Source organism: Gynuella sunshinyii YC6258 (assembly GCF_000940805.1).
GTDB lineage: Bacteria > Pseudomonadota > Gammaproteobacteria > Pseudomonadales > Natronospirillaceae > Gynuella > Gynuella sunshinyii.
Genome location: NZ_CP007142.1, coordinates 1,360,107 through 1,380,290, shown reverse-complemented (window position 1 = coordinate 1,380,290; position 20,184 = coordinate 1,360,107). Strand labels below are relative to the sequence as shown.

Below are 20,184 nucleotides of genomic sequence, written 5' to 3'. Positions count from 1 at the left end.
GGTGGTGGTGGTATGAGGGAAAAGGCGACATCTATTCGGATACGCCGCAATAGCCGGTCCAAGACTTGGCAATAGGCTGTTTTTAAATGAATCGTGTCGTTTAGCTGCATTCCGTTACCCGCTATATCCTTGACTATGAACAGAACAATTGTATTAAAAAAGAGGCCCGGTGCAAAAAATGTCGGTGATTAAGGAATTAGAAAATCAATTAATGTGAGCCAGCATGAGTTTATTTACACTGACACTTGACCGACAGCATCGAACTCTATCCCCCTTTGAACCGATGCTAAGGATTCCACATTCGACCCATGGTGAGTATTTTAGCCCCTGCTTATCCCCCGGAACTTACAGAATGCCTCTATGAACACAGTATTGCAACGCGTTCAGGCAATGTCCTGGCAGGTAAAATGAAGGGAGAAGTGAGGTCGTACTCATAATCAGCACAACTCAGTGATCCAGGCAACAGCGGTTTGAATAGATTGGTCTTGAAGGCGAAAACTTGTCTGCAGAAGGCCAATATCATTTTCTATTTCTAGTCGTAGATAAATGGATCATGGCTCATTACGTAACATGGCACAGACAACTGTTCTCTGACATCATTAATCGTTTATTCAGCGACGGTATATCTCACACGATATACCGGAAAACCGGTCTCAGGATGAGGTTTCCGACACAACACCTCAAAACCATATAAGTCATAAAATCGCTTACCTTTGAGATTGTCACAAAATACTTCAAGCTCCAGAGTCCTGTGCAGAGTGGCGGGTTTATCCAACAATGCTCGGCCTATTCCCATCCCCTGATACGTCGGGTCGACAAACAAAGCTCCCACCTCATGTCCCAGCAGAGACATAAAACCAACCACCTGTTTATCCACTTCAGCCACCCAGGTGTCCGCGTTTGGAAGGTAATCCGTCGGAATGATCTCGCGAACCTGTTGAATAAATTCGTTGCTTAAGAATGGATGAGCCTGCCGGTTACCACTTTCCCAAACAGATAAAACGGATTCCTGGTCAGCGTCACTATATGCCCTGATTACATACGACATAGTAATTTTCCTGTTAAGCAGCCTCTTCGGAGAAAACCAAATAAAACACTCATAAACATTTAAAGTACAGCAACAGCATAAAATCCATGTGCCTATACAGACAATAACAACATCTTTGTGCAATATTCATATGGTTAATTTCCGGAAGTCAAAAATCGAACACATAACCAGATCAGAATTCATCTTAAAAAACACCATGCTGTTGGCTGCATGCGTTTTATAAATCAGTCAGAAATAATTTAATATACTTTTTGAGATATGAATGAGCAGGAGTATATCTTCGAAAACTCAACACGCCTGCTACAAAAAATTCCAACCCTTTGTTTTTACACTAAAGAGTACTCTGTGGATGTCAGTGAAAAAGCCAGAGTAATGCATAGTTATGCGAGTAACCCGACACCCATCATCCATAACCAATCGCCTTTAGCAGGTTTCTAGCGCATCATTGGCGACGAAAATAATTATTCTGAGTCATAAAAATTATCTTCTAATGCAAAATTTTTCCACAAATGCCGATTTGGTTTACATGCTGATGAGTCAAGAGCCAACCCTCGTTGCCATAAATTGTTCCCGGCATGAAATTTTTCACGTCTTGTTAACAATCAAACCATGCAAAACAAACATGGCTCATGTTGCATATTTGTCATATTTATAAGTAACCCAGGCAACCCTGATGCAAACATTATCAGCTCTCTGTGAGACACAGATACACCAATATAGAATCAGCATTCCAGACTGGTCGGTTAATAAGTATACAAACTGAAAACCCGATACTGAAAATTTATCCGGCATCGCGATTGACAAAGTTTCAACAGCTCCTTTATGGTGGCATTAATGTCTGACTGCTGACAGATCTCCAACCAGAATCTACCTGAAGACCAATACGGAAGTACGAATGACAGATCATGTTCTGCCATTATTAAAATTGTTGCCCCGAAACAATGCGTATCTGTTGGCCATTTTGCCACTTAAGGGGTTTACAACATGAATGACCATCCGTTTTTCATTGGTGAATGGCAGGTATCACCAAAGACCAATACGATTCGTCGTGGCGAAACTGTGCGCCAACTTGAACCAAGAGTCATGGATGTCCTGGTAGCACTGTCGAGCCAGAAAGGTCAACCATTGAGTGCTGACGAAATTGTCCAGCAATGCTGGGGCAATACTGAGATCGGCGATAACCCGGTTCACAAGGCCATCAATCAATTACGTCGGGCATTGGGGGATAAACCCAGTGAACCCCTGTATGTCGAGACCATTCGTAAACGTGGTTACCGTATTGTTGCCGAATTAAGTTTTCCTGCATCTGAAACGGTCACCGAACTATGGCAAAACAAATCGCCATTTCCTGGCTTACGCGCATTTTCCAGCGGTGATGCTGCGGTATTTTTTGGCCGCAACGAACAGATTGTTACATTGTTGCAACAGCTCTCCGGACAGGTCAGTAACGGTCATACATTCTGTCTCATTCTTGGCCCCAGCGGCAGCGGTAAATCATCTCTGCTGAATGCGGGGGTTATTCCCGCTCTGGAAGATCGCAAAGGTTATGATGGCATTGGGGTATTGTCACACACGAGTCTTGACTTTGCAGATATTGGTAAGCATCAGCTGTTTATGGATCTGGCAGCGGCAATGCTGGATTGGGAAATTGACGGCACCCCGTTATTCGAGGGGTGCAGCGCCGAAACACTGGTGACAATGATTACCGAACAGATTGATGAGGTCATTGATATCTGCCGGCAGCGCATCGCTGTCACGGAAACAAGCTATGCTCACCCCCAATTATCACTGTTTATCGATCGTCTTGAAGTCTTATTGTCTTCACCGCTATTCAGCACGGAAGAGCGGGATCAATTTCTGAATATTATTGATTATCTGGCCCGCTCCGGTTGCATCTTGATCTTCAGTGCCTGTCGAAATGACTTTTATCCACTGATCGTGGGTCACCCGATCCTGATGGCGGTAAAAGCCAGCGGCGCGGTATTCGATCTTATGCCGCCCACGCGACTGGAACTGATGCAGATGATCAGGCTGCCAGCTACCGCTGCCGGGCTGGCCTGGGCACGAGACCCCGTAACACAGATGCCACTGGACGAAATACTCTGTGCCGACGCATCGGGCCATCCTGACTCCCTGCCGATGCTGCAATACACCCTGGAAGCCTTGTATCAGCAGCGCTCCTCTGATGATGAACTACTGGTATCGGTCTATCAGCAACTGGGGGGAATAGAAGGTGCGATTGGTCGCAAGGCTGAAGAAATTTTCCTGAGTTTGCCCGCTAACCACCAGGCAGCTCTGTCCGGAATACTGCCCATGCTGCTGACCATGACCGACGATGGCAAAAGCATTACCAGCCGTACCGCTGCCTGGGCGCAATTACAACATCCGGATCAGATAGAACTGGTGCAGGCACTGATTGATCACCGGCTACTGGTTTCACACCTTTATCATGATGAACCCTGTTTCAGCGTCTGCCACGAAGCACTATGGCAACACTGGCCCCGGGTACAGACATGGATCAGAGACCATCGCGACAGCCTGGCTGTCAAAACCCGGTTGCAACAACAGGCACAGCGCTGGCAACAGGAACAACGTAGTCAGGATTTTCTACTGGCACAGGGAAAACCTCTGCAGGAAGCACAGGAACTGCAGGAGCAAAACCTGTTTGTGCTGGATGTATCGGAACGGGAACTGATCAAAGCCTCGGCCAGACGGGCAGAGTTTCGGCATTGGCTCAACCGGGCCGTGATTGCGTTGCTGTGCACACTGACACTGACTTCGGTATTTATGAGCATCCGCAGCCATCAGGCTGAAACCCTGGCTCGTCAGAAACGTCTGGAAGCTGAAAACCTGCTCGGTTTCATGGTCGGTGAGTTTGCCGACAAGCTCAGAAGCGTCAAACGCATGGACCTGCTCGATGGTATCAGCAATGAGGCACTGGCTTATTTCAGTAGTCTGGAGCAACAAAGCAATCAGGATACATTCCTGCCCTTTTTGAAAAACGACCTCAGCTTCAAGTCGATGTTTCATCAGGCACAAACCCTCGGAGCCATCGGTGAAGTGGCTTATTCAAGAGACCGGACTGATGAAGCCAGACAGGCTTTTGAGGCAGCCAGTTCTGTGCTGCAACGATTGGTTCAGCAACAAAAAGACAATCTGGATCTGCTCAAGGAGTCGGGAGCCAACGCTTTCTGGCTCGGTCAACTTGAATATGATGACTGGAACCTGGACGCCGCACTGGTATGGTTTGACACCTACCGGAACTACAGCGAGCGCATGTATGCGCTGGCACCCGACAGCCTGGATGCCATTCTCGAACTGTCAGATGCCCACAGTACGATGGGCTCCCTATATCTGGAACAACAGAATTATCCAGCGGCACAAACAGCATTCCAGTCTTCACTGTCCTATACCCGACAGGCCATCCAGATGGAACCCGACGATGAAACCCTACACATGAATCAGGCAGACACTCTGTCATGGCTGGGCTCAGTCGCCAAACATCTTGGTGACCTGCAACAGGCCATTGAGCTGAACCTGAATGGTCAGCAGGAACTGGAGAAGGCACTTGAGCGGGAACCTGACAATGCCAACATTATTGAGAGTCTGGCTTACTCATACACCCAACAGGCCAGAATGCTGCATTACCGCACTGAGTATCATCAGGCCAGTGATAAAGTGGACCAGGCCATCACCATGATGGAAAAAGGATTGATTCAGGATCCTGAAAATAGCGGATGGCAGGACTATCTGCTGGGACTGAAAGCCTTCCAGCGACTATTGCAGGCAAACAAGGGGCATCCTGACGACGCGGACCTGACTGCCATGATTGAAGCGTCCATGGGCCACATTTTAGAAAATGCCGCGATTGATCCATCGACCCTGATCGACACGATTCAGTACTATCAGGTAAAACGTGACTGGTCGAAAAGCAAGGTGCTTATCGAACAGGCAGAGACACAGCTTGATGTAGCACAATCGACCGACACTTTTTCCAGCTACGCATTACAGGCGCTGGCAGAACTCAAGTTGATGCGTGCCCGGCTGGATGATCAAAACCAAAATGGGGAGCATAAACGGCAGGCCTGTCAGGCAGCTGTTGAACTGCTGCAACCCCTGCTCGAAAAAAGCCGCAGCGCTGAATATCTAATGCCCTTTGTACAGGCGCACGATTGCCTGGGTCAGCAATCGATGATTCAGAACGAGGTGGCAGCATTGCGACAAATGGGCATTTCCGATGTCAGCTTCATGCTTGTCAGTGGCGCGCAATAACAGGACTTTTTTACCGGGGCGTGGGCGTTTATACGCCAACGGCTCCATGACGCACTAACCGTAATGGTTCGCAATTGAGAAGGAGAAGTCTATGCAACAGATAAAATTCAATGTAACAGTGGATACATCGGTCATTCCCCCGATTTTCGTGTTTTACAATGAAAACAAACAACCGACCAATGGCTCCGTCACCGTCCATGGAGAACCCACAGAAATCTGCTACGTGCTGGAAAGCCCTGGTTACTTCATGCAGAAACCAGCGATCACTGACGATTTCAACCATGACATCACGTTCACTTTCGAGGACAACGGAAAAACCCTGGTACTCGTGGATCAGGGCTCAAGAGATAACGAAGATGTCGGACTGCAACTGGTAGTCGAAAGTGTTAAGACCGGGCAGCGCTATGCCAGTCCGGACCCTCGGATCAAAAACAAACGCCCCTAATTGACTAAAGGGTTGCCCATTATTCATCCTGGCCGGACGACACATTGAACCATACCTTTCAGTCGTCATCGGCCATCTTTCCCAACTTGCCAACAACCTCGGCTCCTCCAGCGCTTACCGCTATTTTTCAACGACCTGAAGCACTGTTTTCTTAACAGCCAAACAACAAAAAAACCTCTTAAAAATCAATATATTAGCATTCAGAAGAATACCGGAAGGTTAGGTAGATCATTTTTCTTTACAGTGCACCCATCACATCAGCAGGCAAAATGATTTGCGAGGCAGTTATGAGCAAAACCACTTGTTCAAAGGATAATAACAATCGCCCTCTGTCAAACCAGGTGCGACTCAGCAAAACGTTCTTACCGGCCGTACAAAGTCACCGGATCAGTCTCTTTTACAATATCCTTAATAATATTGCCGAAGGGGTGTTCATCGTTAATGACGAAGGGGTTATTGAAATGATCAACCCTCTGGGAGTGACATTTTTCGGAGCTCCGGCAGAATCGCTCCTGGGACAGAAATGGTTTTACTTTCTGACCAGCCAATACTACGAGCAGTATCAGGATATTTTTGCCAACTGGAAAAACAATCAGAACCAGCCACTTAGCCATGGTCCGAAGGAAGTGGTCATCAACCGGATCGATGGCACCTTGGTCGAGGCAGACCTGTCACTGTCGTTTCTGCCCACGAGCATGACGGGTATTACGCCCCTCTTTATCGGCGTGCTGCACAACCTGAGTCAACATAAAGCCCAATATCGGGAATTACGTAAACAGGCCTACACCGACCAACTGACTGGACTGCCCAACCGTTACGATCTGGAGCAAAAACTGGGGGAGTGCTGGAATCAATGCATAAATAATCATCAACCTCTCAGCCTGATTCTGATCGATGTGGATTACTTCAAAACCTTTAACGATCAATACGGTCACCTGAATGGTGATAAATGCCTGCAGAAAATTGCCCGGGTATTACAGGATTGTCTGCCTTCCAACGACAGCCTGGCAGCACGCTATGGCGGAGAAGAGTTTGTGCTGATATTGCCTCATTGTCCGGTACAGGGTGCAGAACTCGTGGCCCGGCATATACAAAAAGCCATCTGCGCATTGAAGTTTACCGACATGCAGCTCGACGCCCATTTGAGTATCAGCGTCAGCCAGGGAATCGCCTGTAATCAGGGGGGTCAATACCGGACACCAGAAGCGCTTATTTTCGCTGCTGATACAGCACTTTACCGTGCCAAGGCAGATGGTCGGAACCGGATCAATCTTGGCCTCTAGCGAGCGGTTGAGGCTTCTGATATGAGCACGATTAACCCGTATATCAAATAGATCGCCCTGGTCTCTTTGATTGTCGCCCCGAGAAATCTGGCCGTGTTGCGCGAAACACCGAATCATCAGAACGCTTGTTTTCTCGGGGATCACATTGGCTATGGCCAATGGTATGGTCCGACACCTTGGTGCATTCCTGCATCACACTAGTAACCCGACATAAATACTTCCAGACTAATAGTGAAATCAATAACGGCCGGACAATAACCGACAAACCTTTCTCGAAATATGCCAGATAACCAGCAAAAACATTGATAACTGTCATTCTTTCTAACGATTGACACGGAAAATTGCAGCACTTCTGGACATTACCTCTATAATCCGCCGCCAGCCAGACGTTATAACTGCGTCGTAATCACTTTTGCCAGTTACAAAAAAACGGAGAACCGCCTATGGCTCAGATACAAAAAATGGTGAAAAACATCGGCTTTCAGGTAGTGGTTGCCATGATTATCGGCGCTGTTGCCGGTGCACTCATGGGCCAACAGGCAGCCATGTTCGCACCACTCGGAGCAATATTTATACATTTGATTAAAATGCTGGTTATACCGCTGATCGCGGTCTCCATCATTGCGGGTGCCGCCAATCTGGGTGACAGTCCTGCGGCCGGAAAAATTGGCCTGACAACCTTCGGCTTCTTTCTGCTGACTTCTGCTGCAGCCGTTGCTCTGGCATTGCTCATGGGTGCCGTCTTCAAACCTGGTACCGGGCTTGATCTGAGCGCGGCACAACACTTCTTTTCCAATGATTATGCCGATAAAGGCGCCGTGCCCGGATTTTTCGATACCATTCTGGGCATGATCCCCACCAACGTTTTTCAATCACTCAATGATGCCAATATTCTACAGATTATGGTGTTCTGCCTGTTTTTGGGCATTGCTATTGCCAAACAGGACAACAGCCGCACCAAGCCGCTGATGGATGGTCTGGACACGTTGATTCAGGCATTTATCTGGATGATCAATATTGTCATGCTGGTCGCACCGATCGGGGTATTTGGTTTGATGGCTGACGCCGTTGGTACTTTCGGCTTTGGTATGTTAATGCTGGTGGCCAAACTGTTTGGTGTCTACCTGGTGGCCATTCTGCTATATGGCTTTGTGTTTTATCCACTGCTGGTCAAACTGTTCTCTGACGTGTCGCCACTGACGTTTATCAACAAGATGAAAAAGCCGCAGGCCGTCGCACTGTCCACCGCGTCCAGTATGGCAACCCTGCCCGTCAACATGGAAACCTGTGAAGAAGAACTGAAAATCTCCAAACCGACCTGCTCTTTTGTGCTGCCTCTGGGAGCCACGATCAACATGAGCGGGAATGCCATTTATTATGGTCTGGTGGCGATCTTTTTTGCCCAGCTGTTTGAAGTCAATCTGACCATGACCAGCTACGTGGCCATTATCTTTACCGCCACGGTCGGAGCCATCGGTCAGGCCGGGGTACCGGGCCCTTCATTTCTGGTAGTGGCAGTATTGCTGGCCGCCAAAATTCCCATCGAAGGTCTGCCGCTGCTGTTTGCCCTGGACCGTATATTTGACATGATCCGTACCGCTCTGAACATCACTGGTGATGCCGCCTGTGCCGTGATCGTCGATCGTTTCGCCGGCGAAAAATCCGCCTGATCCCGTTATAGCCGGGCAGCGTCACAGCTGCCCGGTATCATCCATCACAACAAAACCACTCGCTTCCTGCAGAAATTCCACAAATGCTCTGTTGGCCTGGGATAAATATCCTCCTTTGCGCCAGGCAATACAGAGATCCAGCAGAATCGGCTGATCAAACGACAGCGTGACCAGCTCAGGATCATCTTCAACCGCCATGTTCAGCAACGTGGATATACCAAATCCTTGTTTGACAATCGCCCGGATGAGCGGCACCAGATTGGTTTCAAAGCCGATGTTCGGCGTGCAGCCAACCTCTCTGGCCAGCCGGTCCAGCACCTTGCGATGAAAATAACCGGGCTTGAACATGGCCAGCTCTTCGGCAAAGAATTCCTCCAGACTCACGGAACTGCGACATGCAAACGGATGCTCCCTGGCCACCACCACCCGCATTTCCTCACGCAGAAAAGCCCGTGCCTCCAGCATGTCGGGAATCTGCTGTGATTCAATAACCGCCAGATCCAGCTCACCTTTCTCCAGCATCTGCTGCAACTGTACCGCGCCACCTTCATGCACCGAAAACATCAACCCGGGGTAACGATGCCGGAATGCCATCAGGATGGGCGGAAAATAAAACGACCCAAGCATACTCGGAATACCCACCCGCACTTCGCCACGCTCCAATCCTTTTAGTTCCTGCATCTCCAGCTCGGCATCGCTGACAGCTTGCAAAATTTTGCCTGCCTGCGCATACAGCCGCCGCCCTTCATCTGTCAGCGAGATGGTGCGTTCACGGCGATGAAACAAGGTCAGTTGCAATTCTTCTTCGAGCTTGCGAATCGCCATACTGATCGCTGGCTGGGCCAGATTGAGCCGCTCAGCAGCGCGGGTAAAACTACCGAGCCGTGCCACTTCATAAAAATACCGCAGGGGTTTGAGTTCCATAACCGTGATCACACCACCAGACACATTCAAAATAATCCATAAATAATAATGATCATATCGATAACTTCCATATATTTTTATTATGACTCTTCCAAAGATATAGTGCTCGCACTTCCACCAAGCTCAACCTTGTTCAGGCTTTACAGGACTCCCCCATGACTCAAAAACCGCTTACCAACACTCTGGAGAACAAGCTCACTCCAGAACCTTCCGTTGTAACCGGTGAGCGGATCAGAACCGGTACGCCGGCCTATTGGCGTGCCACCCTGGCCTTGTGCCTGGGATCATTCATGATTTTTTCCAACCTCTATGTGACCCAACCGTTGCTGCCAATGCTGGCCAGTAACTTTCACATTTCTGCACTGAGTGCGAACTGGAGTTTTACCATTGCCACGCTGACGCTGGGCCTGTCGCTGCTGTTTTATGGTCCGCTGTCAGATGTCTTTGGTCGTCGCGGCATCATGGTGGTCACCATGGCGGGTGCGATTCTGACCACGCTGTTGATCTCCCAGGTACACAGTTATGAGTGGCTGTTGATCCTGCGGGCCTTACAGGGATTGTGTCTAGGAGGTCTGCCGGCCATCGCAGTGGCATACATGGGGGATGAGTTTGACAGCCACGCGCTGATCACCGCCGTGGGCTTTTACATTGGCGCAAACAGCCTCGGAGGTATCAGCGGACGGCTGATCGGTGGTTTCGCCGGTGAGCACCTGGGCTGGTCAAGTACGTTCATGGTCATTGCCCTGATCAGTCTGGTGATCTGGGCCGGGTTTATCTATCTGCTGCCCGCCTCCAGTCATTTTCAGGCACGGCCGTTTCACCCCCGACAAATGTTTGCCAATCTGTTGGAACATCTGCGCAACCCGATGTTGCTACCCGCTTATCTGATTGGTGGTTTCAATTTTTTTGTGTTCATCAACCAGTACAGCTATCTGACCTTTGTGCTCGAAAAAGCGCCCTACTCACTCAGCACTCAGGTACTGGGGATGTTGTTTCTGACCTATCTGACCGGAACATTTGGCTCCACCCTGGCGGGTCGTGCCAGCAGATACCTGGCACAGCCACTGTGTATGGCTCTTGGGATTGTGATCCTGATGACTGGCAGTCTGATTACCTTGATACCCGCGCTGCCAATGATCATTGTCGGCCTGTTAATCAACAGTCTCGGCTTTTTCTTTGCGCATGCCACCGCCAGCAGCTGGGTCAGCCGCAATGCTCACCATGCCAGAGCCAGTGCGAGTTCGCTTTATCTGGTGTTTTATTATCTGGGAGCCAGCACCGGTGGGATTTATCTGCATCCATTCTGGCGCTGGCAGGGCTGGAACGGGGTCATCGCCGGCTCGCTGTTGATACTGGCCGGCACACTGAGTACAGCTTTGTTTCTATATCACCGCAGCCGACGGGCGTCGGCTGCCAGTTGAAGCGGATTATCAGCGTTTGACAGAATAGGGATCTTTGGCAATCAGATAAGCCAGCAGTTCCAGATGATTATCCTGTTTCAGCAGCCATTCCCGGGTATCTTTGATTTTCTGATACACCTCAGGACCGAATTTATTCTCATAGCGGGCCGACAGAACTTCTGCCGTACGCTCGCTTTGAATACGACGCTGCCATGGTTCAGTGAAAATACTGTTCAGTTGATGGGCGAGACCTTCAGACTTCAGCAGCTCCCATTCGCCTTTATCCATCCAGATGCCGGAAATATCAGAGCTCAGATCCAGTCTATGGTCATTGGAACCGCTGATTCGATACTTCAGCATCATATTGCCGGTAACTGGACACAGCAGTACCTGCCTGGAGTCCATGATTTCATATTCGATACTCGCAGCCAGAGGCTGAGGCGGTGTTCTCTGCAACCAGTGCAGATAATCTTCCAGCATTAACCAGTTACCACCGCAACTGTCACAGGTACGTGCCAGAAACAGATCTTCGAGATAACCGCTGACCAGATTCCCATTTTTACAAGCCGGACATTTCATAGGCTTTCCTTAAAGCATTCAGAAGGAGACAACGCATTCTACTGAATTAACCACCATTACTAAAACGGGTTTTCTTCACAAAGTTGGGCTATATTTCCATTCATGCTTGATAAACACTCTATTCGTCTCAGTCTGTTATTTACGTTTGTCGTGATTCTGCTCTCGGCCTGCGCCGGTTATTCCAGTCTCAACAGTCAGCCGTATCAGCCACAAAACTCAGAAACCTACAGCCGCAGCGACTTCGAAACCATCTACCAGCACTGGAAAGGCACACCGCACCGGCTTGGCGGGCTGGACAAAAGTGGCATCGATTGTTCCGGTCTGGTCTATCGAACCTATCAGGAACTGGGGGTTCAGGTAGCACGAACCACTGCCACGCAGATACAACACTCTTACAGCATCCAGCAATCTGCGCTTCGGCCGGGTGACCTGGTATTCTTCAAATTTCCGGGTAAGAAATACCGTCATGTGGGTATCTACCTCGATAACGGTGATTTTATGCACGCATCCACCAGCAAGGGAGTGATCATTTCCAATCTGAGCGGCTTCTGGAAACAGCATTTCTGGATGGCACGACGGCTGGAAAATAATGGCTGACAACAGCAAACGGATCGGCTGCTGCTCTGGCAGACCGACCCGTCAGATCAGATATCAATAATATTTGAGCTTGGTCGATTTGCCCCAGAACACCCGATACGAGTAGGCGGTATAAGCCAGAATCATTGGCAACACAATAGCCACTCCCACACCGATAAACCGTAACGAAGATTCCGCACTGGCCGCTTCTGCGGCACTCATCCTGCCGGGTACCACATCCGGATAAAAACTGTAAGCCAGACCAAAAAAGCTCAGCAGAAACAACGCCGCCACGCCAACAAACGGAAACCAGCAACCCATATCATTCTGCAATGGAACATGTTTGAGATATTGATCTACGGCCACCACCAGGGCAATGCAGATGAGAGGGATCGGAACCAGCAGAATGGCACCGGGAAAGCTGAACCAACGTTCGGCAACCGTACTGCTGACCAGCGGGTTGACGATACTGATGGCAGCGATCCCCACTGCCGCGAGTCTGCCGGACCAACGGGCCCAGACCGCCGCACGGCGTTGCAGCTCTCCTTCTGTTTTCATTACCAGCCAAGCTCCGCCGATATAAGCATAGGCGGCGGTGACACAGACCGCACTGAGAGCAGCAAAAGCCTCGGCCGCGAGACTGTTTTCAAAACCCAGCACGTAACGACCGATCATGTACCCTTGAGTCAATGACGCTATCAATGAACCGGCTTTGAAGGTTCTGTCCCATAAGGTCCGGTGACCGGTAACGGCCTTGGCACGAAAATCAAACGACACACCGCGCAGGATCAGCCCCAGCATCAGAATCGCCGCAGGCAGATACAGCTCATGCAGTACTAGGCTGTAAGCATGCGGAAACGCAATCAACAGAATACCAATTGCCAGCACCAGCCAGGTTTCATTGGCATCCCAGAAAGGACCGATACTCGCAATCATCTGATCACGATGCTCCACCTCATCCATCGGCAACAACACGCCGATACCAAGATCATAACCATCGAGCACCGCATATATCAGCACGGCGAGCCCCATCAAAAACAAAAACACTTCCACTATCCAGCTTGTTGTCATCATGCTCTGTGCTCCGCAGTTGTCATCGTATGCTCCTGATTCTGTAATTCAGACAGGCTGAACTCCTCTACCTCGGTCGATTTGCGGGCCATATAAAAAATGGTCTGCAGATACGCCGCCAGCAACAATCCGTACAACACCAGGTACATGGCCAGCGACAGGGCAACATTCTGCTGCGGCACCGTTGTCACCGCTTCAGCCGTTTTTAACACCCCGGATACCAGCCATGGTTGCCGGCCAATTTCGGTCACGTACCAGCCGGCCAGAGTTGCCACCCATCCGGAGAACGTCATTAACACCTGAACCCTGAGCATCCAGACCGGCATTTCGCGGTTTTTTCGTAACAGCCAGGTCGCCGTCCAACTGACCAGCAGCATTAACACACCGATCCCGACCATGATTCTGAAACCGAAAAACAAGGGTTTGACCGGTGGATGAGCGCCTTCAAATTCGTTCAAACCTTTGATTTCACCGTCGGCGTCATGGGTCAGAATCAAACTCGCCAGACGTGGAACCTCAATGGCATATTTGTTGGTTTTAGTAGCTTCATCCGGCCAGGCAAACAACACCAGCGGGGCACCTTTTTCGGTATGCCAGACCCCTTCAATGGCGGCAATTTTCTGGGGCTGATGTTCCATGGTATTCAGCCCGTGCATATCCCCCACCCATACCTGGATCGGAATTAAAATAGCCGCCACCGCCATCGCCGATTTAAGACTTTTGCGGGGCGCCAGCTTGGCATCTTTTTTCAACAGCCGATAAGCGGAGACACCGGCAATCAGGAACGCTGCCGTCAGGCCCGACGCCAGTAACATGTGCATCAGACGATAAGGGAAGGAGGCGTTAAAGATAATTTTCCACCAGTCCAGCGGATACACCACGCCATCGATAATTTCATAACCATCCGGCGTCTGCATCCAGCTGTTCAGGGACAAAATCCAGAACGCAGACAGCGTGGTGCCAATGGCGACAATAAACGTTGCCAGCGTATGCGCCCAGTTAGGCACCCGGTTCATGCCGAACAACATCACCCCGAGAAACGTGGCCTCCAGGAAAAATGCCGTAATGACTTCGTAGCCCAGCAGTGGGCCAGCAATATTACCGACTTTTTCCATGAAACCGGGCCAGTTAGTGCCAAACTGAAAGCTCATGGTGATGCCGCTAACCACCCCCAGAGCAAACGTCAGGGCAAAGATCTTGACCCAGAAACGATAGATCCGCATCCACACCGGATGGCCCGACAGATCATGGCGGATCTTGAAATAGAGCAGAAACCAGCACATGGCGATGGTGATAGTCGGGAACAGGATGTGAAAACTGATATTCGCAGCAAATTGAATGCGCGACAGTATGAGAGTATCCATAACTCCTCCGTTACGATTTTAAAAAAAACATACGCCCCATACCTCGGACCAGCCGCTATCTGATCAGGTTGCCGGCGTCATGCCTGACAACAGCGTGTATCGGGGAAACCGGGACGCCCTGTGCTCTGGCGGCACAGTGACAGCCTCGGTCAATCTGTTTGATGAACCTGGGCCGGTGAATTGCCAGGTGAACGGTGATACAGAAAGCATCACCCTGAAGCTGATATCCTGGCCTGGTTACGAGTTGGAAGGTTTCTTTTTCGGCAGCATCCGATCACCCAGCTCCAGGACTTTTCCGACACCAGAACCCAGTTTCATCAGCGCCCGCAAATGCTCGGGCTTCATATTCTGCATGTCGTCGAACCAGTGATTGAACAGCTCCAGCAGATCATGAATCTCACTCATTTTTCGCTGTTCATAAGACATTTCCGACGACTCTTCGACATCCATCAACTGACTGCGTAACATCGACAGAGTCGGGTCAACTTCACGTTTTTTACGCTCCGCCATGACCTGCTGCGCCAGCTGCCAGATCGAACCATTGGCCACGTAGTAATCCTTGCGGTCCCCCGGTTCCCGGTGGGTGCGAATCAATTGCCAGCTGTTCAACTCTTTGATTGCCATACTGACGTTGCCACGGGAAATATTCAGCGCCTCGGCAATCTCATCGGCGCTCAGCGGCTTTTCGCTCATGACGATCAATGCCAGCATCTGTCCGACCGTGCGGTTAAATCCCCAACGGCTGCCCATCTCACCAAAATGCAGTACAAACGACTGAAGTTCAGGTGTCAGTTTCATACACATACCCTAAATCACTATTTCCATGATTTTTGTCATGGAATTTCTGAATTTTCAATAATTTCTGAAAGTTTAAAAAAAAGGGATCAAATTGCAAGCAAAGAATTGTCGTCAGTCGATAAATTAAAATCCCTTTAAATAGTGTGGTTTAGAGTCAGATATGGTCACAGAACCATAATATGTCCGCAGATTCGAAAGAGAGTTTGCCCAAAACACATAACCAGAGACCGACGGTATCCGCACTATCAACAGTGCTGTCAGCATCATCATGAATCCCCACTCCGGACCACATCAGACAGGCATAATTCCGGAAGCGTGATGACTGAAATGGGGGAAGGTACTGAAATGCAGGGAACTTGCGGTTTTTCTTGTTGTACACATGTTGAAATGGACGCCAAAACCGTTGATTCGACCTTTCACCCTGACATATCATGAACCATCAAGATAAATCATGAAGGCACTTGCTATGTCCTCACCTGCCCGTGAAAAATTCTCCTCTCAAGCCGCTCCTGAAGTGCTGGCCGCATTGCGTCAGATCGCCGAGAGCCAAGGCCGTCAGTTTCAGTCTGTGCTGGATGAAGCCCTGCGCGATTATATTGACCGCCAGCAAACAGAACGCCCGCGTCGCCATGCGATGGCTGCTTTTGCCTCCAGCCTGGAAGAGTTTGACAATCTGTACCGCGAACTGGCGAAGTAAATCATGGCACACGATTACCTGACCGTGGCTGATGTACTCGGTATGCACACGGTATTGATGCAACGTTATGGCGGCGCACTTGGGGTACGTGATCCTGGTGCCCTGGAGGCGGCTCTGTTTCGGCCGCAAACGGGTTACTACGAAGACATTGTTGCCGAAGCAGCGGCACTGCTGGAAAGCCTGGCGATTAACCATCCGTTTATTGATGGCAACAAGCGCATCGCCTTTGCCGCTACTGATGTATTCTTGCGTATTAACGGCTGGCGTTTGCAGCGCGCACCGATGCAGATCCATGCCGAGATGATACAGATGTTCGACTCCGGTACGTTTAACATTGCCCACCTTGAGCCTTGGTTGCGAGGTTTTGCCAGTGCTGAGGAATAATGGCTTGATGCATGGCTGTACCGATTCCCAAGCCCGGCTCTGGCAACCATACGGTTGTCCCGCATGGGAACCTGCAAAGAGCATATCAGCATGAGCTACACTCCCCAGTGACGGTAATGGCCGTATGGGGCGCTTATGGCAAACTCTGATCTTGTCGCAATGGAACCCATTGTTTTTATCACTGCCACTGGAGAGCGTGATTAAAGACCATCAACAACAGTATTATCAGGCGCTTGAGCTGGCTGACGAACAGGCCGACAGCACACCGTTTGTTCAGTTTATTCTCTCGGTCATTGCAAGCACCTTGTCACAAAATGCCCCTGTAAATGCCCCCGTAAACGCCCCTGTAAACCTGCCGACGCTAAAAACACCGGAGGCGATTCTGGCACTCCTGAAAGACAACCCAGAACTGACTCGCCAACAACTCGCAGACACCTTGGGAAAAGACCTTCGCACCATTGGCAGGGCCATCGCCAAACTGCAACAGGCAGGCAAGCTGAAAAGAACAGGTTCAGATAAATCGGGTCATTGGGAGGTTCTATAAGCATGAATTAAGGACAACTCGAAACGCTTTTCCTGAACGGGTTTCGTGAAGGCTGTTGAGATGTACAGGACTTGCAACACCGATGCAGATTCATGCAGAGATGATGAACATGTTGGACTCTGGCACAGCATAGGTTTTCTGTTATCCCTGCCAGCATTTGCGTTGAGTTTTCCTGCCCAGAACTGGCACCCGTTCGCAAAAATAACAGACCTGTACTTTGGCAGAGCCAGATCCGGCTTTCCAATCAGGCCTCAAAAACATTTTCGAGGTCAAGAAAAGCAAGGGCAAAGGCACCACCGACATCATTCTATATCGCCTGAAGAAACGCTGACTCCGGTTTTATCTGTTCTCATACGAACATTCAGCACGCCGGCGGCGATCAGTGATCCCGGAATGATCAATGCACAGGCGCTGATCAAGGCATCGGACATATGCGCTTCCCCAGCGATAATCAGCAGTACCGTGGAAATCAATGGAGCAGCATAGGAGGCGATCCCTAACAGCTGGATATGGCCGTGTTTGACGCCGTAATCCCAGGTGAAGAATGCAATGCCCACCGGTCCGATCCCCAGTGCCACAATACCAAACCAGGATCGGGCACTGGCCGGCCAGACTGTCGGTTCGAGCAACCAGTGACATCCCAGCGCCAGCAGTGCGGTCGCCAGACAATACCAGCCAACGGCGTCGGTCGGCACCGATTTCAATCGCCGTGACAGCACCGAATAACCGGACCAGATAAAGGCACAGGCCAGCGCTGCGGCATATCCGGCCGCGTAGGCGGGTTGCAGTCCTTGATCCGGATCACTCAACAACAGCCAACCTCCCAATGCCGCCAGAGTCACTCCCAGCAGATGTCGTTTCAGCAGTTTTTCTGCCGGCAGCAGTGCCGATAACAGCACGATCAGCACCGGCCAAAGATACGCCAGCAGACTGGCCTGAGCAGCCGGGGCATGGTTCAGAGCATAGAAATAACACAGGTGATAACCGAACAGTCCTCCCACGCCCACCAGCCATGCCTGCCAGGATAGTCGCAGATAGACCACGCCAGTGTGCCCAAGACAGAACCAGCGAATCTGCATCAGCAGATAGGCCAGTCCGAAGGTCATCGCCACCAGCTGCAACGGTGGAATCAGGCCATCGGTCAACCGGGTTAACAACGCGAGTGTGCCCCACAAAAAAACAGAAAACAGACCGATCAGCGTTGCCCGTGATGTATGCATAGTGAATGCCCGCCATGAATTTTCGGGCATTTTAGGAAGATAGCCGGCAGCTGGCTTTGCCGTTATGGCACTTTAGTTTGCCGTTCAGGCGATAACCGAAAGGTGCTGGGGGATTGTCCGTATAACTGTCGGAACCGGTCACTGAAGGCTGACAGGTTTTGATACCCACACTGATCGGCAATCTGCTGCACGGTCAACCGGGTAGTGGTCAGCAACTGACTCGCCCGCTGCATTCGCTGCTGCTGTATGTACTGACCCGGTGACAGGCCAACATGACGAATAAACAGCTGATGCAATTGCCGCACACTCACATTCGCGACCACAGCCACCTGGTTCAAGGTCAGCTCTGTCGCCAGATTGGCCTGTACATACTGGAGAGCGGCATTCAGACGGCGATCTCCAGGTAACGCTTGAGGCCCAGCCTGCATCAGCAGTTGCAGCAATAACGACACCATGCTGTAGCCAATAACCGGATTCAGTTGAGGCATCGACAATTGCTGATACATAAACTGAATATACTGCTTCAGCGCCGCATCCGTGGCGACAAACGGCGGCAGTTGTTCGCAGATCCGGGATACGCTGTGAGGCAGGTCGATGACAATAAACAGGTTGTCTTCGCCTGCCGAAAAACCATGATCCACGCCGGAGCGAATCACCGCCAGCCGGGAGTCATCCACCTGCCCGGCGGTATTTCCAACCTGTAGCTCCAGCACACCGTGCAGAGGCAGTACCAGCTGCGCAAAGTCATGACGATGCATGGTGCTCATCGCCGAGTAACTGCGCAAGGTCATCACGTTGTTCGTCATCAGCCGGACCTCTGTCGAATCGTTTGGTTAAAAGTCTTCCAGCACTTCCGCGAGCCGGTTCAGGCCAAAGTCATCGGCCAGTCCAAAACGGATTTTCTGCCACTCCGGAAAAATTCGTACCAGTACCGCGTGTTGGCCACAATGCTGATACAGCTGCCGGGCTTGTTGCGATTCCTCCAGAGTCAGGGTCACAAACAGCGCCGTGGTACTCAGTTGGTCTTCGGCAAAGTGCTGGCTCAGCAGATTGGTCAGCTTTTCGCTGCTGTATTTGATCTGCTGTTGGGCATGCTGTTGCCAGACGGTGTCCTGCAAAGCCAGAGCCCCCACGTATCTGGCCGGATGGCTGATGGCCCAGGGCCCCAACCGCTGTTGCAGCTTTTGCTGCAACGCCGGATCACAACAGATAAATCCCAGACGAATACCGGCCAACCCGAAAAACTTGCCCAGTGAGCGCAGTACAATCAGATTGTCCGGCACGGTACCGGACAATAGTGAATACCTGGGAGAAGGGTCCATGAACGCCTCATCCACCAGCAAATGACCAGACAGTTGTTGTAATTTCATCGCCAGCCCAAGTAACTGGTCAGGCTGATAACGATAACCGGTGGGATTGTTTGGATTGACGGCAATGACGATATCATCAGGAGCCAGCTGGTGTTGATCTGGCAGTTCATCGTAGGTTTCCAGCTGATGACCGTTCAGCCGCCAGTGAAAGGCATGCTCCGCATAGCCATAGCGGGGAATCCAGACCCGGGTCGGAGCAAACAGCATGGGCAGTGTCTGAATGGCCCATTGACTGCCCGGCACTGCCAGCATTGGCCGGCCATAAAAGCGGGCAGCGGCCTGTTCCAACGCATCGTCATTCTCTGGCAAACGCTGCCAGACTTCCGCTGGCAGATGCGGTACCGGCCAGCCCTCCGGGTTCACCCCGGTCGATAAATCCAGCCACTGCTCCGCGGCTATTCCAAACTCGTTTGCGGCCTGTTGCAGGCGGCCACCATGAAAAGGTGCTGTTACTGAAGACACCATAAAACTCCCGAACAGAACAAATAACAGAATAAAAAGACGGAACTTCGATCAATCCGGCCATTCCGGCGGAGGAA

General features: G+C 50.6%; 19 protein-coding genes. 9 read left to right on the top strand and 10 right to left on the bottom strand.

Translation table 11 applies throughout. From position 1 onward, the window contains the following. Nucleotides 1-607: 607 nt before the first annotated feature. Nucleotides 608-1,048: a GNAT family N-acetyltransferase gene (locus YC6258_RS06135; RefSeq protein WP_044616239.1), complete on the bottom strand. Its 441-nt coding sequence runs from the start codon at nt 1,046-1,048 to the stop codon at nt 608-610. Between the two features lie 984 nt (nt 1,049-2,032). Between YC6258_RS06135 and YC6258_RS06130 the strand changes: the two genes are divergently transcribed. The 4 genes from YC6258_RS06130 (at nt 2,033) to YC6258_RS06115 (ending at nt 8,718) form a co-directional block, all read left to right on the top strand. Then, nucleotides 2,033-5,320, top strand: coding sequence for an nSTAND1 domain-containing NTPase (locus YC6258_RS06130; protein ID WP_044616238.1), 3,288 nt, complete (start codon nt 2,033-2,035; stop codon nt 5,318-5,320). 91 nt (nt 5,321-5,411) lie between these two features. Then, nucleotides 5,412-5,765 (top strand): DP-EP family protein, encoded by a 354-nt coding sequence (locus YC6258_RS06125; protein WP_044616237.1) that lies wholly within the window; start codon nt 5,412-5,414, stop codon nt 5,763-5,765. A gap of 287 nt (nt 5,766-6,052) precedes the next feature. Further along, nucleotides 6,053-7,048, top strand: coding sequence for a sensor domain-containing diguanylate cyclase (locus tag YC6258_RS06120; protein ID WP_211264634.1), 996 nt, complete (start codon nt 6,053-6,055; stop codon nt 7,046-7,048). A gap of 443 nt (nt 7,049-7,491) precedes the next feature. Next, nucleotides 7,492-8,718, top strand: a complete 1,227-nt coding sequence (locus YC6258_RS06115; protein ID WP_044616236.1) for a dicarboxylate/amino acid:cation symporter — start codon at nt 7,492-7,494, stop codon at nt 8,716-8,718. A 21-nt stretch (nt 8,719-8,739) separates the two neighbouring features. On the opposite strand, the gene YC6258_RS06110 is transcribed toward YC6258_RS06115, so the two are convergent. Beyond that, entirely contained in the window at nt 8,740-9,642 is a 903-nt protein-coding gene (locus YC6258_RS06110) for a LysR family transcriptional regulator (RefSeq protein ID WP_044619793.1), read from the bottom strand. A gap of 155 nt (nt 9,643-9,797) precedes the next feature. Between YC6258_RS06110 and YC6258_RS06105 the strand changes: the two genes are divergently transcribed. After that, nucleotides 9,798-11,063: an MFS transporter gene (locus YC6258_RS06105; protein WP_082070578.1), complete on the top strand. Its 1,266-nt coding sequence runs from the start codon at nt 9,798-9,800 to the stop codon at nt 11,061-11,063. A gap of 9 nt (nt 11,064-11,072) precedes the next feature. Here YC6258_RS06105 and YC6258_RS06100 read toward each other — a convergent pair whose 3' ends face one another. Beyond that, on the bottom strand, nt 11,073-11,621 hold the full coding sequence (locus YC6258_RS06100; RefSeq protein ID WP_044616235.1) for a TFIIB-type zinc ribbon-containing protein: 549 nt from the start codon (nt 11,619-11,621) through the stop codon (nt 11,073-11,075). Between the two features lie 102 nt (nt 11,622-11,723). Between YC6258_RS06100 and YC6258_RS06095 the strand changes: the two genes are divergently transcribed. Then, complete coding sequence (locus YC6258_RS06095) at nt 11,724-12,218, top strand: C40 family peptidase (protein ID WP_044616234.1); 495 nt, start codon at nt 11,724-11,726, stop codon at nt 12,216-12,218. Nucleotides 12,219-12,272: 54 nt separating this feature from the next. Here YC6258_RS06095 and YC6258_RS06090 read toward each other — a convergent pair whose 3' ends face one another. The 3 genes from YC6258_RS06090 to YC6258_RS06080 form a co-directional block, all read right to left on the bottom strand. Continuing rightward, nucleotides 12,273-13,271 carry a cytochrome d ubiquinol oxidase subunit II gene (locus YC6258_RS06090; RefSeq protein WP_245627015.1) on the bottom strand — a complete coding sequence of 333 codons (999 nt, stop codon included), beginning with the start codon at nt 13,269-13,271 and terminating at the stop codon, nt 12,273-12,275. After that, nucleotides 13,268-14,632 (bottom strand): cytochrome ubiquinol oxidase subunit I, encoded by a 1,365-nt coding sequence (locus YC6258_RS06085; RefSeq protein ID WP_044616233.1) that lies wholly within the window; start codon nt 14,630-14,632, stop codon nt 13,268-13,270. Before YC6258_RS06085 ends, YC6258_RS06090 begins: the two co-directional genes overlap by 4 nt. A gap of 237 nt (nt 14,633-14,869) precedes the next feature. Beyond that, complete coding sequence (locus tag YC6258_RS06080) at nt 14,870-15,430, bottom strand: GbsR/MarR family transcriptional regulator (protein ID WP_044616232.1); 561 nt, start codon at nt 15,428-15,430, stop codon at nt 14,870-14,872. A gap of 466 nt (nt 15,431-15,896) precedes the next feature. On the opposite strand from YC6258_RS06080, the gene YC6258_RS06075 reads away from it, so the two are divergent. The 3 genes from YC6258_RS06075 (at nt 15,897) to YC6258_RS06065 (ending at nt 17,055) form a co-directional block, all read left to right on the top strand. After that, nucleotides 15,897-16,127 carry a hypothetical protein gene (locus tag YC6258_RS06075; protein ID WP_044616231.1) on the top strand — a complete coding sequence of 77 codons (231 nt, stop codon included), beginning with the start codon at nt 15,897-15,899 and terminating at the stop codon, nt 16,125-16,127. Nucleotides 16,128-16,130: 3 nt separating this feature from the next. Beyond that, nucleotides 16,131-16,511 carry a type II toxin-antitoxin system death-on-curing family toxin gene (locus YC6258_RS06070; RefSeq protein ID WP_044616230.1) on the top strand — a complete coding sequence of 127 codons (381 nt, stop codon included), beginning with the start codon at nt 16,131-16,133 and terminating at the stop codon, nt 16,509-16,511. A gap of 124 nt (nt 16,512-16,635) precedes the next feature. Next, nucleotides 16,636-17,055 carry a Fic family protein gene (locus tag YC6258_RS06065; protein ID WP_082070577.1) on the top strand — a complete coding sequence of 140 codons (420 nt, stop codon included), beginning with the start codon at nt 16,636-16,638 and terminating at the stop codon, nt 17,053-17,055. Here YC6258_RS06065 and YC6258_RS31290 read toward each other — a convergent pair. From YC6258_RS31290 to cobD, 4 genes are all read right to left on the bottom strand, one after another. Further along, nucleotides 17,037-17,300, bottom strand: a complete 264-nt coding sequence (locus YC6258_RS31290; RefSeq protein ID WP_425402636.1) for a hypothetical protein — start codon at nt 17,298-17,300, stop codon at nt 17,037-17,039. The genes YC6258_RS06065 and YC6258_RS31290 overlap by 19 nt on opposite strands. A 57-nt stretch (nt 17,301-17,357) precedes the next feature. After that, nucleotides 17,358-18,275, bottom strand: a complete 918-nt coding sequence (gene yddG / locus YC6258_RS06060) for an aromatic amino acid exporter YddG (RefSeq protein WP_044616229.1) — start codon at nt 18,273-18,275, stop codon at nt 17,358-17,360. A gap of 62 nt (nt 18,276-18,337) precedes the next feature. Beyond that, nucleotides 18,338-19,081 carry a helix-turn-helix domain-containing protein gene (locus YC6258_RS06055; protein WP_044616228.1) on the bottom strand — a complete coding sequence of 248 codons (744 nt, stop codon included), beginning with the start codon at nt 19,079-19,081 and terminating at the stop codon, nt 18,338-18,340. Nucleotides 19,082-19,108: 27 nt separating this feature from the next. Beyond that, nucleotides 19,109-20,107, bottom strand: coding sequence for a threonine-phosphate decarboxylase CobD (cobD, locus tag YC6258_RS06050; RefSeq protein WP_169748934.1), 999 nt, complete (start codon nt 20,105-20,107; stop codon nt 19,109-19,111). Nucleotides 20,108-20,184 lie beyond the last annotated feature (77 nt).